15 protein-coding genes are annotated in these 13809 nt (G+C 71.5%); 13 read left to right on the forward strand and 2 right to left on the reverse strand.

Annotated features, from left to right (window positions below):
* Positions 1–30 precede the first annotated feature (30 nt).
* From H288_RS0106455 to dprA, 13 genes are all read left to right on the forward strand, one after another.
* Positions 31–1896 carry an ABC transporter ATP-binding protein gene (locus tag H288_RS0106455; protein ID WP_020091773.1) on the forward strand — a complete coding sequence of 622 codons (1866 nt, stop codon included), beginning with the start codon at positions 31–33 and terminating at the stop codon, positions 1894–1896.
* 182 nt (positions 1897–2078) lie between these two features.
* Complete coding sequence (petA, locus tag H288_RS0106460) at positions 2079–2663, forward strand: ubiquinol-cytochrome c reductase iron-sulfur subunit (protein ID WP_081636448.1); 585 nt, start codon at positions 2079–2081, stop codon at positions 2661–2663.
* A 13-nt stretch (positions 2664–2676) separates the two neighbouring features.
* Positions 2677–3963, forward strand: coding sequence for a cytochrome b N-terminal domain-containing protein (locus tag H288_RS0106465; RefSeq protein WP_020091775.1), 1287 nt, complete (start codon positions 2677–2679; stop codon positions 3961–3963).
* An 18-nt stretch (positions 3964–3981) separates the two neighbouring features.
* Positions 3982–4893, forward strand: coding sequence for a cytochrome c1 (locus H288_RS0106470; protein ID WP_020091776.1), 912 nt, complete (start codon positions 3982–3984; stop codon positions 4891–4893).
* Between the two features lie 300 nt (positions 4894–5193).
* A complete protein-coding gene (locus H288_RS0106475; protein WP_026604733.1) occupies positions 5194–6069 on the forward strand; it encodes an S-methyl-5'-thioadenosine phosphorylase in 876 nt (291 codons plus the stop codon).
* 84 nt (positions 6070–6153) lie between these two features.
* Positions 6154–6741 (forward strand): imidazoleglycerol-phosphate dehydratase HisB, encoded by a 588-nt coding sequence (gene hisB, locus H288_RS0106480; RefSeq protein ID WP_020091778.1) that lies wholly within the window; start codon positions 6154–6156, stop codon positions 6739–6741.
* A gap of 67 nt (positions 6742–6808) precedes the next feature.
* The gene (locus H288_RS0106485; RefSeq protein ID WP_020091779.1) at positions 6809–7294 is read left to right on the forward strand and encodes a DUF2628 domain-containing protein; all 486 of its coding nucleotides are present in this window, start codon (positions 6809–6811) and stop codon (positions 7292–7294) included.
* Between the two features lie 19 nt (positions 7295–7313).
* Positions 7314–7973: an imidazole glycerol phosphate synthase subunit HisH gene (gene hisH / locus H288_RS0106490; RefSeq protein ID WP_020091780.1), complete on the forward strand. Its 660-nt coding sequence runs from the start codon at positions 7314–7316 to the stop codon at positions 7971–7973.
* 37 nt (positions 7974–8010) lie between these two features.
* Positions 8011–8754 carry a 1-(5-phosphoribosyl)-5-[(5-phosphoribosylamino)methylideneamino]imidazole-4-carboxamide isomerase gene (hisA, locus tag H288_RS0106495; protein ID WP_020091781.1) on the forward strand — a complete coding sequence of 248 codons (744 nt, stop codon included), beginning with the start codon at positions 8011–8013 and terminating at the stop codon, positions 8752–8754.
* Between the two features lie 32 nt (positions 8755–8786).
* The gene (gene hisF / locus H288_RS0106500) at positions 8787–9590 is read left to right on the forward strand and encodes an imidazole glycerol phosphate synthase subunit HisF (protein ID WP_020091782.1); all 804 of its coding nucleotides are present in this window, start codon (positions 8787–8789) and stop codon (positions 9588–9590) included.
* Positions 9587–10891, forward strand: a complete 1305-nt coding sequence (locus H288_RS0106505; protein WP_020091783.1) for a dihydroorotase — start codon at positions 9587–9589, stop codon at positions 10889–10891. The genes hisF and H288_RS0106505 overlap by 4 nt, the downstream gene beginning before the upstream one ends.
* Positions 10891–11493, forward strand: coding sequence for a glycerol-3-phosphate 1-O-acyltransferase PlsY (plsY, locus tag H288_RS0106510; protein ID WP_026604735.1), 603 nt, complete (start codon positions 10891–10893; stop codon positions 11491–11493). Before H288_RS0106505 ends, plsY begins: the two co-directional genes overlap by 1 nt.
* A gap of 46 nt (positions 11494–11539) precedes the next feature.
* A complete protein-coding gene (gene dprA, locus H288_RS0106515; RefSeq protein ID WP_020091785.1) occupies positions 11540–12739 on the forward strand; it encodes a DNA-processing protein DprA in 1200 nt (399 codons plus the stop codon).
* On the opposite strand, the gene ruvX is transcribed toward dprA, so the two are convergent.
* A complete protein-coding gene (ruvX, locus tag H288_RS0106520; RefSeq protein WP_020091786.1) occupies positions 12729–13241 on the reverse strand; it encodes a Holliday junction resolvase RuvX in 513 nt (170 codons plus the stop codon). The two genes, dprA and ruvX, sit on opposite strands and share 11 nt — an antisense overlap.
* Positions 13238–13807, reverse strand: a complete 570-nt coding sequence (locus tag H288_RS0106525; protein WP_020091787.1) for an SMI1/KNR4 family protein — start codon at positions 13805–13807, stop codon at positions 13238–13240. Before H288_RS0106525 ends, ruvX begins: the two co-directional genes overlap by 4 nt.
* Positions 13808–13809: the final 2 nt, after the last annotated feature.

Raw genomic sequence — 13809 nt, forward strand, 5'->3', positions numbered from 1 at the left:
GGGCTCCCGCCGCGTCACGCCCCTGTCAACATGTTCCTCGATTGGCTTGAACGCCGCGTCGACCCCTTCGCGCCCTTCGACGAGGCGCGGATGCCGCCGCGGTCGGTGCTCGGCTTCGCCTGGTTCTACCTGCGCCCGATCCGCGCCGCCCTGGCGGCGCTGTTCGTCATCGCGGTGATCGCCGGCACGGTCGAGGCCTCCCTCTACCTCGTGATGCGCTGGTTCATCGACCTACTCGGCTCGGCCGACCGGGCGACGGTGCTGTCGGACCACGCGGTCGAGCTCGGGCTGGTGGTCCTGCTGATCGCCGTGGTGCGACCGCTGTCGATCTGGGCCCACGAGGTGCTGTCCAACCAGCTCGTCGTGCCGCAATCGACCAGCCAGATCCGCTGGCGGGCGCATCTCTACACCCTCGGGCACGCGCTCTCGTATTTCCAGGGCGACTTCTCGGGACGGCTCGCCAACCGCGTCGTCCAGGTGGGCCCGGCGGTGCGGGAACTCGCCGTCGTCTTCATCGACACCCTCCTGTACGTGGCGATCTACGCGATCACCGCGGTCGGGCTGTTCAGCGCGATCTCGCCGTGGCTCGCCGTCCCGGTGCTGCTCTGGATCGCCGCCTACGCGGCCCTGACCGCGTGGTTCGTGCCCCGGGCCCGCGCGCGCTCGCACAAGACCGCCGACACCCGCTCGACGCTGATCGGCCGCATCGTCGACAGCTACACCAACATTCTGACGGTGAAGCTCTTCGCCCGCGACCGCGAGGAGCGGGCCGCGGTGCAGGACGCCGTGGAAGTCCACACCGCCGCCTATCTCCACCAGTTCCGGCTGGTCACCCTGACGACGAGCCTCCTCGGCCTGCTCAACAGCGGGCTCCTGATCGCTACCGGCGCGGCCTGCCTCGTGCTGTGGCGCGACGGCGGCATGACGACCGGCGAGGCGTCGGCGGGGCTCGCCCTGGTCCTCAGGCTCATCGCCATGTCGGGCTGGGTCATGCAGACCGTGCGCGGCGTCTTCGAGAATGTCGGCGTGGTCCAGGAGAGCATGCAGACGATGGCCCAGCCGCACGCCCTCGTCGACGCGCCGGACGCGCGGACGCTCGCCGTCACCGGCGGCGAGATCCGGTTCGCGGAGGTCGGCTTTCACTACGGGCGCGGCGACGCCACCGTCATCGAGGATTTCTCCCTGACGATCCATCCGGGCGAGAAGGTCGGGCTGGTCGGCGTCAGCGGCGCCGGCAAGTCGACCCTGGCGGGCCTGCTCCTGCGGCTCTACGACGTGGAGAGCGGGCGGATCCTGGTGGACGGCCAGGACATCGCGACGGTGACCCAGCAATCCCTGCGCGAGGCCATCGCGATGGTCAGCCAGGACACCTCCCTGCTGCACCGCTCCATCCGCGACAACATCGCCTACGGCCGCCCCGGCGCCACCCAGGCGGAGATCGAGCGGGCCGCGCGGCTCGCCCACGCGGACACGTTCATCGCCGATCTCGTCGACCACAAGGGCCGGCGCGGCTACGATGCCCAGGTCGGCGAGCGCGGCGTCAAGCTGTCCGGCGGCCAGCGCCAGCGCATCGCCATCGCCCGCGTCATGCTGAAGGACGCGCCGATCCTGATTCTCGACGAGGCGACCTCGGCGCTCGACAGCCAGGTCGAGGCGGCGATCCAGGAATCCCTCGACACGCTGATGGCCGGCAAGACCGTGCTGGCCATCGCGCACCGCCTGTCGACGATCGCGGCCCTCGACCGGCTGGTCGTGATCGACCGCGGCCGGATCATCGAGGAGGGGACTCACGCCGAGTTGGTCGCCGCCGGCGGCGTCTATGCCGGCCTCTGGACGCGACAGTCGGGCGGCTTTCTCGACGACGGGACGGCCCGGTACGACAGCGCCGTCGCCTGAGCGTCGGAGGAGCGAGATTGCCGGCAACATACCGCTACGATCGAGGGGCGACCTTATCGCCGCGCCGCACACTGCGGCTTGACTCGGGGGCGGCAGACGGTCTCATTGCTCAGATTAGAACCATAATGCTTTGTTCCCGGGACGAGCCGGGACGAGGGCACCTGCGGCCCTGACGCCGACGCATGGAGTTCCGAACCTTGGCGAACACATCAGCCGCCGCTGCCGCGGTCTCTGGTCATGAGGGCAGCCGCCGTGACTTTCTGTTCCTGGCGACGGGCGCCGGGTTGGCGGTCGGGGCGGGGGCCGTCGTCTGGCCGCTGATCTCCTCCATGGCACCCGACGCCGAAACGATCGCCGCCGGCGCGCCGATCGAGGTCGACCTGACGCCGATCCAGGACGGCCAGATCATCAACGTCTTCTGGCGCGGCAAGCTGATCTTCGTGCGCAAGCTGACCGCCAAGGAAGTGACCGACATGAAGGCGGTCCCGCTCTCGGCCATGATCGACCCGGCCGCCTTCCCGACGCGGGTCAAGAGCGGCCACGACCAGTGGCTGGTGGTCTACGGCAACTGCACACATCTCGGCTGCGTGCCGATCGGCCACCAGGGCAATTTCGAGGGCTGGGCCTGCCCGTGCCACGGCTCGCAATTCGACGCGGTGGGTCGCGTGCGCCACGGACCGGCGCCCATCAACCTGCCGATCCCGCCCTACGCCTTCCAGACCGATACCAAGATCCGGATCGGCGAAGGCGGCAAGGAAGCGGCCTGAGGAGGACGGAAGCATGAGCGGAACAGCCAGCACCTACGTCCCGAAGAGCCGCGTGGCCAAATGGTTCGAGGCGCGCCTGCCCATCGCCGGGCTGGTGCACTCGTCCTTCATCGCCTACCCGGTTCCGCGGAACCTCAACTACTTCTGGACCTTCGGGGCGATCCTCGCCGCTTTCCTGGGAATCCAGATCGTCACCGGCATCTGGCTGGCGATGCACTATGAGCCCTCGGCGACAGGTGCCTTCACCTCCGTCGAGAAGATCATGCGCGACGTGAACTACGGCTGGCTGCTGCGCTACGCGCACGCCAACGGCGCCTCGATGTTCTTCGTCGCCGTCTACGTCCACATGTTCCGCGCCCTCTATTACGGGTCTTACAAGGCGCCGCGCGAGGTGCTCTACATCCTAGGCGTCGTCATCTACCTCCTGATGATGGCGACCGCCTTCCTCGGCTACACGCTGCCGTGGGGCCAGATGAGCTTCTGGGGCGCGACCGTCATCACCAACATCCTGGCGGCGATCCCGGTGGTCGGCGACACGATTCAGACCCTGCTGTGGGGCGGCTACTCGGTGGGCAACCCGACCGTGAACCGCTTCTTCTCGCTGCACTACCTGCTGCCGTGGATGATTGCCGGCGTGGTCGTGCTGCACGTCTGGGCCCTGCACGTCACCGGGCAGAACAACCCGGCCGGCATCCCGATCAAGTCGGGCAAGGACGCGGTGCCGTTCACGCCCTACGCGACGGTCAAGGACGTGTTCGCGACCTGCGTGTTCATGATCCTGTTCGCGTGGTTCCTGTTCTACCAGCCGAACTATCTCGGCCACGCCGACAACTACATCCAGGCGAACCCGGCGGTGACGCCCGCGCACATCGTGCCGGAATGGTACTTCCTGCCGTTCTACGCGATCCTGCGCGCGGTCCCGAGCAAGCTCGGCGGCGTCATCCTGATGTTCTCGGCGGTGATCATCCTGGCCTTCGCGCCGTGGCTCGACACGTCGCGGATCCGGTCGTGCAACTACCGGCCGATCTACCGCCAGTTCTTCTGGGTGTTCATCGGCGCGACCCTGCTCCTCGGCTGGCTCGGCTCGCAGCCCCCGGAGGGCGGCTACGTGCTCGCCGCCCAGGTCTGCACCGCCTACTACTTCGCGCACTTCCTGATCGTCATGCCGCTCTGCGGCCTGTTCGAGACGCCAAAGAAGTTGCCGGGCTCGATCCTCGAGAGTGTGACCGGACCGGGCAAGCAGGTGACCGGATCCGGCATGCCGGCGGGCGCCGCCGCCGCTCCGACCACCAAAGGCTGACGGGCTGACGACAGGACCATGATGATGACCCGCGTCCTCTCGACGACCGCCGCGGCCGCCCTGGCGGCCCTGCTGATCGGCGCCGTGCCGGTCTCCGCCCAGGAAGGACATGGCGGGCCGATCCCGGCCCGCGTGAACTGGAGCTTCGCCGGCGTGTTCGGCCGCTTCGACACCGCGCAGCTGCAGCGCGGATTCCAGGTCTACAAGGAGGTCTGCTCCGCCTGCCACTCGATGAAGCTGGTCTCCTTCCGCAACCTCGCGCAGGAGGGCGGGCCGCACTTCTCGGCCGGGCAGGTCAAGGCGCTGGCCGCGACCTACCAGGTGAAGGACGGGCCGAACGACGCCGGCGACATGTTCGAGCGGCCGGGCCGCCCGGCCGACACCTTCCCGCCGCCCTTCCCGAACGATCAGGCTGCGGCCGCGGCCAACGGCGGCAAGGCCCCGCCGGACTTCTCGGTCATCGCCAAGGCGCGGACCTTCTCCCGCGGCTCGCTCTACTTCCTGACCGACTGGTTGCCGCTGGTCGGCTACTCGGAACAAGGGCCGGACTACATCCACGCCCTGATCAACGGCTACCAGGATCCGCCGAAGGACTTCGCGCTGCCGGAGGGCGGCCACTACAACAAGTACTATCCGGGCCACATCATCGCGATGCCGCCGCCGATCACCGACGGGCAGGTCTCCTACCCGAAGAACGATCAGGGCCAGCCGGTCGTGCCCGAGACACTGGACCAGTACGGCAAGGACGTCTCGGCCTTCCTGATGTGGGCGGCCGAGCCGCACATGATGGACCGCAAGGCTTTGGGCTTCCGGGTGATCCTGTTCCTGATCATCCTGTCGGGCCTGCTCTACTACGTGAAGAAGAAGATCTGGGCGGATGTCGGCGGCGAGGTCCACGGCCTCCAGCCGGAGCTGCACAAGACCTACTGAGGCGGGCCGGATCGGCTCGCAGTTCGGATGGGCCTCCCTCGCGGAGGCCCATCTTTTTTTCGGCCGGCACTCCATGCTACCGCTCGCCCGCCGCGACGGTCCGCCTTCCGAAACCGTCCGTCCCCTGCACCACCTCATCCTGAGGTGACCGCGTCAGCGGGCCTCGCAGGAGAGCTTCAGGGATCAGAGCGGCGTCCGGAGGTCTCCGTCGAGGCCTCCGCATGGCTCCGGCACCCGAGGACGAGGTGCCGGGTGGGATAGGCCGCGCTGCCGAGGCGTCGCGCGTTGAGGGAGTCCGGCATGAGCGCAGCGGTACTGGGTGTCATGGGTGGGTCCGGCGTCTACGACCTGCCGGGTCTCGAGGACGTCCGCGAGGAGCGCGTGGCGTCGCCCTGGGGCGAGCCCTCGGACGCCCTGCGGATCGGGCACATCGGCGACACCAAGGTCGTGTTCCTGGCGCGCCACGGGCGGGGGCACCGGCTCTCGCCGTCGGGCATCAACTACCGCGCCAATATCGACGCCCTGAAACGGGCCGGGGTCACTGACCTCGTCGCCCTCTCGGCCTGCGGCTCCTTCCGCGAGGACCTGCCCCCGGGCCTCTTCGTGCTCGTCGACCAGTTCGTCGACCGCACCCACGGCCGAGCCTCGTCGTTCTTCGGCGACGGCTGCGTCGCCCACGTCTCCCTCGCGCACCCGGTGGGCCCCGGCCTGCAGGCGCGGATCGCCCAGGCCGCGAAGGCTGAGCACATCGCGGTCCATCGCGGCGGCACCTACGTCTGCATGGAGGGGCCGCAATTCTCGTCGCTGGCCGAATCCCGCGCCTACAAGGCCCAGGGCTTCGACGTGATCGGCATGACCAACATGCCCGAGGCCAAGCTCGCCCGCGAGGCGGAGATCACCTACGCGACCATCGCGATGGTGACCGACTACGATTGCTGGCACCCGGGCCACGACGCCGTCGACGTCGCCGCGGTGATCGCCGTCGCCCGGGCCAACGCCGACAAGGCGGCGCGGCTCGTCGCCCGTCTCGCCCGCGATTTCCCGACCGAGCGGGAGCCGTGCCCGGCGGGTTCGCACCGGGCCCTGGACGGCGCGATCATGACGGCGCCCGCCGTCCGGGATCCGGCGCTGCTCGCCAAGCTCGACGCCGTGGCGGGGCGGGTTCTCAACGGCTAGCCGGCCGGCCTTTCCATTCGGCGACGAGTCCCTCTAGAAGGCGCGGGCGGCCCGGGCCGCCCCCGACGCGAAGTCCAGACCGAAATGCGCAGCGCCTCCATCAGCCGGAAGACCGCGGAGACCGATATCGCGGTCACCGTCAATCTCGACGGGACCGGGCGGTCGAAGATCGCCACCGGCATCGGCTTCCTCGACCACATGCTGGATCTGCTGGCGCGGCACGCCCTGTTCGACCTGGATGTGAAGGTCGACGGCGACCTGCACATCGACCAGCACCACTCGGCCGAGGATTGCGGCATCGCCCTGGGGCAGGCCTTCGCCAAGGCGCTCGGCGACAAGCGCGGGGTCACGCGCTACGCCGACATCCACCTGCCGATGGACGAGGCGCTGACCCGGGTCTGCGTCGACATCTCCGGCCGGCCCTTCCTGGTGTTCCGCACGACGTTCCGCGTTGAGAAGATCGGACAGTTCGACACCGAGCTGGTGCGCGAGTGGTTCCAGGCCTTCGCGATGAATGCCGGCCTGACGCTCCACGTGGAGACCCTCTACGGCGACAACGCCCACCACATCGCGGAGAGCTGCTACAAGGGGCTGGCCCGCGCCTTGCGGAAGGCCGTGGCGATCGATCCGCGGGAGGAGGGGCGCGTTCCCTCAACCAAGGGCTCTCTGTAGACCCGTTGTCGTCGGGCGCCCGGATCGGCCACACGGCCGTCGCGGCGCGCGCTGTCGGAGTTTCGCAATGCGGATGCGCAGCTACACGCTCCACCTGCCGGCCGATGCGCGGCCCGGCGAGACGGTCGGGCTCGACCGGGCTCTCCTGGTACGTGACGGCTTCTCATGGCCGGCCTTCGCCTTCACGGTGCTGTGGTTCCTGTTCCACCGCCTCTGGCTCGCCGCCCTGCTCGTCCTCGTCGGCCTCGTGGCGCTGGCCGCTGCCGGCATTGCCCTCGGGCTCCCGGCCGGTGCCGGCCTGATCGTCACCCTGCTGGCAGCCTGGCTGATCGGCCTCGAGGCCTCCAGCCTGCGCCGCTGGACCCTGGCGCGGCGCGGCTGGCCGGCGCGCGACGCGGTGGTCGCCGCGACGCCCGAGGAGGCCGAGGCCCGGGCGCTGAACCGCTGGATCGAGGCGATCCCGGGCGCCCCCCGGGCCCCGTTCCCGAGCGGCCCCAGCCGGCGGGCCGAGCCGGTGATCGGGCTGTTCCCCGCCCAGGAAGGCGCCCGGTGAGTTCCCGGGCGAGACGCGCATGACCACCGAGACCGTCGCGATCATCGATTACGGGTCGGGCAACCTCCACTCCGCCGCCAAGGCCTTCGAGCGCGCCGCCCGCGAGAGCGGGCGCGACGCGCGGATCTGCCTGACCTCGGACCCGGAGGTGGTGGCCGCGGCCGACCGCGTCGTGCTGCCCGGCGTCGGCGCCTTCGCGGATTGCCGCCGCGGGCTCGATGCCGTCCCCGGCATGGTCGAGGCGATGACGCGGGTCGCCCACGGGGCGGGCCGTCCGTTCCTCGGCATCTGCGTGGGGATGCAGCTCCTGGCGAGCCGCGGGCTCGAGTACACGACAACGCCGGGGCTCGGCTGGATCCCCGGCGACGTCGGTCCGATCCGGCCGTCGGATCCGGCCCTCAAGGTTCCCCACATGGGCTGGAACACCCTGCGGACCGAGCGCGACCACCCGCTGCTCGCCGGCATTCCCACCGGCGAGGACGGGCTGCACGCCTACTTCGTGCACAGCTACGCGCTGCAGGCGGAGCGCCCGGACGACGTCGTCGCGCGCGCCGAGTACGGCGGTCCGGTCACCGCCCTCGTCGCCCGCGGCAACGTCGCCGGCACGCAGTTCCACCCCGAGAAGAGCCAGCGGCTGGGCCTCGCGCTCATCGCCAACTTCCTGAACTGGCGCCCGTGAGCGCCGTTCGGCCCAGGCAAGAAGGACGGAAGCGCCCGTGATCCTGTACCCGGCGATCGACCTGAAAGAGGGGCGTTGCGTTCGCCTCATCCAGGGGGACATGGCGCAGGCCAAGGTCTTCGGCGACGATCCGGCCGCGCAGGCCGCGATCTTCGAGGCGCAGGGCTTCTCCTGGCTCCACGTCGTCGATCTCGACGGCGCCTTCGCGGGCGCCCCGCGGAACGCCGAGGCCGTCGACGCGATCCTCGCGCGGGTGACGATCCCGGTCCAGCTCGGCGGCGGGATCCGCGAGATGAAGACCCTGGAGGGGTGGCTGAGCAAGGGCGTTGCCCGCGCGATCATCGGCACCGCGGCGGTGCGCGATCCCGGCTTCGTCCGGGAGGCGGCCCGCAAGTATCCCGGGAAGATCGCGGTCGGGATCGACGCCAAGGACGGCCGCGTCGCCGTTGAGGGCTGGGCCCAGACCTCCAGCATGACCGCGGAGGAGCTGGGGCGCCGGTTCGAGGACGCGGGCGTCGCGGCGATCATCTATACCGACATCGCCCGCGACGGGATCCTGAAGGGCCTCAACGTCGAGATGACCCTGGCGCTCGCCCAGGCCGTGCGCATCCCGGTCATCGCCTCGGGCGGCCTCGCGTCGATCGACGACGTCCACCGGCTGCTGCAGCCCGACTGCGCCCTGATCGCCGGCGCGATCACCGGCCGGGCGCTCTACGACGGCCGCATCGATCCGGAGGCGGCCCTGGCGGCGATCGCTGCGGCGCGCGGCCCGACGGCGTGATATCCAGAGGCTCGCGACATGAGACGCCGCCCGTGCTGAAGACCCGCATCATCCCCTGCCTCGACGTGAAGGACGGGCGCGTCGTGAAGGGCGTGCGCTTCGAGGGCCTGCGCGACGCCGGCGATCCCGTCGAGGCCGCCAAGGTCTACGACGCGGCCGGCGCGGACGAGCTGTGCTTCCTCGACATCACCGCGAGCCGCGAGGCCCGCGGCACCCTGCTCGACATCGTCAGCCGGACCGCCGAGGCCTGCTTCATGCCGCTGACCGTCGGCGGCGGCGTGCGCACCGTCGAGGACGTGCGCGCGCTGCTGCTCGCCGGTGCCGACAAGGTCGCGATCAACACCGCCGCGGTGAAGGATCCCGACCTCGTGGCCCGGGCCGCCGAGAAGTTCGGCGCGCAGTGCATCGTGGTGGCGATCGACGCCAAGCGCGTCTCGTCCCCCGGCGCGCCGGCCGCCTGGGAGATCTTCACCCATGGCGGCCGCGACCCGACCGGGATCGACGCCGTGGCCTTCGCGCGGCTGGTGGCCGAAAAGGGCGCCGGCGAACTGCTCGTCACCTCCATGGACAAGGACGGGACGCGCTCCGGCTACGATCTCGCCCTGACGCGGGCGATCAGCGATGCCGTCACCGTGCCGGTGATCGCCTCGGGCGGCGTCGGCGGCCTCGACGACCTCGTGGCCGGCGTGGCCGAGGGCGGCGCCAGCGCCGTCCTGGCGGCCTCCATCTTCCATTTCGGGCAGGCGAGCGTCGCCGAGGCGAAGGCGCACATGGCGGCGGCCGGCCTCGCCATGCGCCTCGACGGCCCGGCCTCTTCCGCGAGGGCGCCCCTGTGAGCAGCTACCTTCTGGCGAACGCCGACCTCCTCGATCCCGCGACCGGCCGCCAGACCTCCGGCGCGGTGCTGGTGCGGGACGGCCGCATCGCCGACATCGCCGCCGGCGCGGCGCCGGGCGCCCCGGCCGACGCGAAGCGCGTCGACTGCGCCGGCCGCGTGCTGACCCCCGGGCTGATCGACATGCGCGCCTTCGTGGGCGAGCCGGGGGCGGAGCACCGCGAGACCCTGGCCTCGGCGAGCGCCGCGGCGGCCGCGGGCGGCGTCACGACGCTCGTCTGCATGCCCGACACCAATCCGGTGATCGACGAGCCGGCCATCGTCGACTTCGTGCTCCGCCGCGCCCGCGACACGGCGAGCGTCAACGTCCTGCCGGCCGCCGCCATCACCAAGGGCTTGGCCGGCCGGGAGATGACCGAGTTCGGCCTGCTCAAGGAGGCCGGCGCGGTCGCGTTCACCGACGGGCTCAGGGCCGTGGCGAACGCCCAGGTTCTGCGCCGCGCCCTGACCTACGCCCGGGATTTCGACGCGCTGATCGTGCAGCACGTGGAGGAATCCGCCCTCGTCGCCGAGGGCGTCATGAACGAGGGCGAGCTCGCCTCGCGCCTCGGGCTCATGGGCATCCCCCGCGAGGCCGAGACCGTGATGCTGGAGCGCGACATCCGCCTCGTGCGGCTGACCGGCGCCCGCTACCACGCGGCGATGATCTCCTGCGCCGATTCGGTGGAGATCGTCCGCCGCGCCAAGCAGGACGGCCTGCCGGTGACCTGCGGCGTCTCGGTGAACAACCTCGTCCTCAATGAGAACGACATCGGCCATTACCGCACCTTCTGCCGGCTCTCGCCGCCCCTGCGCCACGAGACCGACCGTCAGGCTGTGGTGCGCGCCCTCGACGAGGGCGTGATCGACGTGATCGTGTCCGACCACAACCCGCAGGACGTGGAGACCAAGCGCCTGCCCTTCGCCGAGGCGGCGGACGGGGCGCTGGGCATCGAGACGCTGTTCGGCGCCGCCATGCGCCTCGTCCACACCGGCGACCTCGCGCTGCCCAAGCTCGTCGCCGCGCTCACCGTGAATCCGGCGCGCATCCTCGGCCGCGAGGCCGGCCGGCTGGCGGTCGGCGCCCCCGCCGACCTCGTGCTGATCGATCCCGATCTCCCCTACGTCCTCGACAAGCGCCGGCTGAAGTCGCGCTCCAAGAACTCCCCCTTCGACGAGGCGCGCCTCCAGGGCGCGGCGGTGCTGACGCTGGTCGGTGGCCGGATCGTCCACGCGGCCGACGACCTCGCGGCCGCCGCATGATGTTCCCCGATCTCGCGACCCCGGCCGCCCTCGGCGGCCTCGCCCTCGGCTACGCCCTGGGCTCGATCCCGTTCGGGCTGATCCTCACGAAGTTCGCCGGCCTCGGCGACGTGCGGGCGATCGGCTCCGGCAATATCGGCGCCACCAACGTGCTCCGCACCGGCCGCAAGGGCCTCGCCGCGGCGACGCTCCTGGGCGACGCCCTCAAGGGCACGGCGGCCGTCCTCATCGCCCGGCAGTTGGGCGAGGGCCCGGCGCTCGCGGCCGGGCTCGGCGCCTTCCTCGGCCACCTCTTCCCGGTCTGGCTGGGCTTCAAGGGCGGCAAGGGCGTCGCGACCTTCATCGGGGTGCTCCTCGCCTTCAGCCCGCCCGCCCTCGCAGCGTTCGCGGCGATCTGGCTCGGTCTCGCCTTCGCGCTCAAGTACTCGTCGCTGGCGGCGCTCGCCGCCTCGGCGGCCACACCCCTCGTCCTCTGGGCGCTGGGTGCCCCGACGCAGGCGTTGCTGTTCCTGCTCCTCGGCCTGCTGCTATGGTGGAAGCACGCGCCCAACATCCGCCGACTCGCGTCCGGCACCGAGGGGCGCATCGGCCAGAAGGGCTGAGTGCCGGCGCGCCGCGCCGACCTTCGGGCAGGTGTGGGGGTGGTGGATGCAGCTCACCGAGGCCCAGCGGCTCGACTGGCTGCGGCTGATCCGGACCGAGGGTGTCGGCCCCCGCACCTTCCGGAGGCTCGTGAACCGTTTCGGCGGCGCGGCCGCCGCCATCGACGCCCTGCCGGAGCTCTCCGGCCGCCAGGGGCGGCGGATCGTGCCACCAACCCGCGCTGAGGCCGAGGCCGAGCTGGCGGCCCTGACTTGCCTCGGCGGCCGGCTGATCGCCACCGGCGAGGCGGAATACCCGCGGCTCCTAACACAGGTCGACGCGGCGCCTCCGCTTCTGGCCTTGCGCGGCGCACCGATCCTCAACCGGCCGGCCGCCGCCCTCGTCGGCTCGCGGAACGCATCGTCGGCGGGGCTCGCCTTCACGGAGCGGCTCGCCCGCGGGCTCGGCGAGGCAGGCCTCACGGTGGTCTCGGGCCTCGCCCGCGGGATCGACGCGCGCGCCCACAGGGCGAGCCTCCGGACCGGCACGATCGCCGTCATGGCCGGCGGCCAGGACCGGATCTACCCGGCGAGCCACGCGACCCTGGTCGAGGCCATCCTGGCGGAGGGCGGCGCGGTCCTCGCGGAGATGCCCATGGGCTGGGAGCCCCGGGGGCGGGACTTCCCGAGGCGCAACCGGATCATCTCCGGGCTGTCCTACGGGACGGTGGTGGTGGAGGCCGCCCGCCGCTCCGGCTCGCTGATCACGGCGCGCTACGCCCTGGAGCAGAACCGGGAGGTCTTCGCGGTTCCCGGCTCGCCGCTCGACCCGCGCGCCGAGGGCACCAACGACCTGATCCGCCAGGGCGCCACCCTGGTCTCCGAGGTGGACCACGTGCTGGAGGTGCTGGGACCGATCATCGAGCGCGGCCCGGACGCCGAGGCGGCCCCGGCGCGCGGGCGGCCGGACCTGGCCGAGCAGCCGGATTTCTGGGACGAGATCGCGCTCGACGCGGCTCTCGACCCGGGACCGGAGCGAGCCGACGGCGCGTCCGCCGACAATCCCGCGCGCGACGAGCCGCCCGAGGCCGAGGACGACCGGGCGCGGATCGTGGCCCTGCTCGGCCCGAGCCCGGTCGGCACCGATGAGCTGGCGCGGAGCGCCGGGGTCGGTGCCCGGACCGTGCAGAGCGTGCTGCTGGAACTGGAGCTCGACGGACGGATCGAGCGCCACGGCAGCGGCACCGTCTCGCTGGTCAGCCGCTGAGGGAGTCCTCTTCGGGATCGTCGTCCGCATCGGCGTCCGCGAGGTTGCGCATGACGTCGAGGCAGCCCTGGAGGATGTAGGCGGCGGCGAGCTTGTCCACGAGTTCGCCGCGCCGCGCCCGCGAGGCGTCGGCCTCGATCAGCGCGCGGGTGACCACGGCGGTCGAGAGGCGTTCGTCGAAGAAGACGTGGGGCAGGGGGAGGATCGGCGCGAGGTTGCGCATGAAGGCGCGGGTCGACTGCACCCGCGGCCCTTCGCTCCCGTCCATGTTGAGCGGCAGCCCGACGACGAGGCCGCCGACCGCGTGCTGCCGGCACAGGGCGGCGAGCCGCTGCGCGTCGGGGGTGAACTTCACCCGGCGGATCGTCTCCAGCGGCGTCGCGATCTGGCGGCCGAGATCCGACAGGGCGAGGCCGATCGTCTTGGTGCCGAGATCGATGCCGATCAGGCGGGCGCCGCCGCGAGACTCGGCCGCGAAGGCGCGGATCGCGTCGAAATTCATGGTTCCGCCCGCGCGACGCGCGCCAGAATGGCCTCGGTGACGCCCTCGAACCGGGCGGGGAGGGGCTCCGAGCCCGGTCCCAGGACCAGGGCCGCGGACGGCGCCGTGACCCGGGTGAAGAAGTCGTCGAGGCTATCGCCGCCGAACCGCACCGTCTCCAGGTCAGGCGCCAGCAGCCAGACGTCGTACTCGCCGTCGGTCCCGGTGACGTCCCAGAACAGGAAGCTGCCGTCCTCGCCCGCGCCGAAGAAGCAGGCGCGCTCGACGACGCCGGCGTCGCCGCCCTCGACGTCGAAGCGGTGCGGCTCCGCCCCGTCCTCCAGCATGGCGACCGCGGCGCCGACGCTGTGGGCGATGAGGGCCGCCTGGCTCACCAGATCGCAGGCCTCGGACGGTGCCGGCACGGCGACGCGAAACTGCCCGCCCGCGAGGCCGACGCCGCAGGTCCGGCAAAAGTCGCGGTAGGAGGCCGGAAGGGCGAAGCCCAGCGCCTCCGCTGCACGGTCGAGGGCCGCCTCGTCCGGCACGAAGCCCGGCGCGAGCTCCTCGAAGACCGTCTCCCACATCG

Origin of the sequence: Methylobacterium sp. 285MFTsu5.1 (assembly GCF_000383455.1) — a bacterium.
Taxonomy (GTDB): domain Bacteria; phylum Pseudomonadota; class Alphaproteobacteria; order Rhizobiales; family Beijerinckiaceae; genus Methylobacterium.

Excerpts from the sequence above, each read along its gene's own strand:
- hisH (WP_020091780.1), top strand. The coding sequence starts at position 7,314 with ATGACCACCGAGACCGTCGCGATCATCGATTACGGGTCGGGCAACCTC.
- H288_RS0106525 (WP_020091787.1), bottom strand. The coding sequence starts at position 13,807 with ATGTGGGAGACGGTCTTCGAGGAGCTCGCGCCGGGCTTCGTGCCGGAC.
- H288_RS0106475 (WP_026604733.1), top strand. The coding sequence starts at position 5,194 with ATGAGCGCAGCGGTACTGGGTGTCATGGGTGGGTCCGGCGTCTACGAC.
- H288_RS0106455 (WP_020091773.1), top strand. The coding sequence starts at position 31 with ATGTTCCTCGATTGGCTTGAACGCCGCGTCGACCCCTTCGCGCCCTTC.
- plsY (WP_026604735.1), top strand. The coding sequence starts at position 10,891 with ATGTTCCCCGATCTCGCGACCCCGGCCGCCCTCGGCGGCCTCGCCCTC.
- petA (WP_081636448.1), top strand. The coding sequence starts at position 2,079 with ATGGAGTTCCGAACCTTGGCGAACACATCAGCCGCCGCTGCCGCGGTC.
- H288_RS0106465 (WP_020091775.1), top strand. The coding sequence starts at position 2,677 with ATGAGCGGAACAGCCAGCACCTACGTCCCGAAGAGCCGCGTGGCCAAA.
- ruvX (WP_020091786.1), bottom strand. The coding sequence starts at position 13,241 with ATGAATTTCGACGCGATCCGCGCCTTCGCGGCCGAGTCTCGCGGCGGC.
- dprA (WP_020091785.1), top strand. The coding sequence starts at position 11,540 with ATGCAGCTCACCGAGGCCCAGCGGCTCGACTGGCTGCGGCTGATCCGG.
- hisB (WP_020091778.1), top strand. The coding sequence starts at position 6,154 with ATGCGCAGCGCCTCCATCAGCCGGAAGACCGCGGAGACCGATATCGCG.
- H288_RS0106485 (WP_020091779.1), top strand. The coding sequence starts at position 6,809 with ATGCGGATGCGCAGCTACACGCTCCACCTGCCGGCCGATGCGCGGCCC.
- H288_RS0106470 (WP_020091776.1), top strand. The coding sequence starts at position 3,982 with ATGATGATGACCCGCGTCCTCTCGACGACCGCCGCGGCCGCCCTGGCG.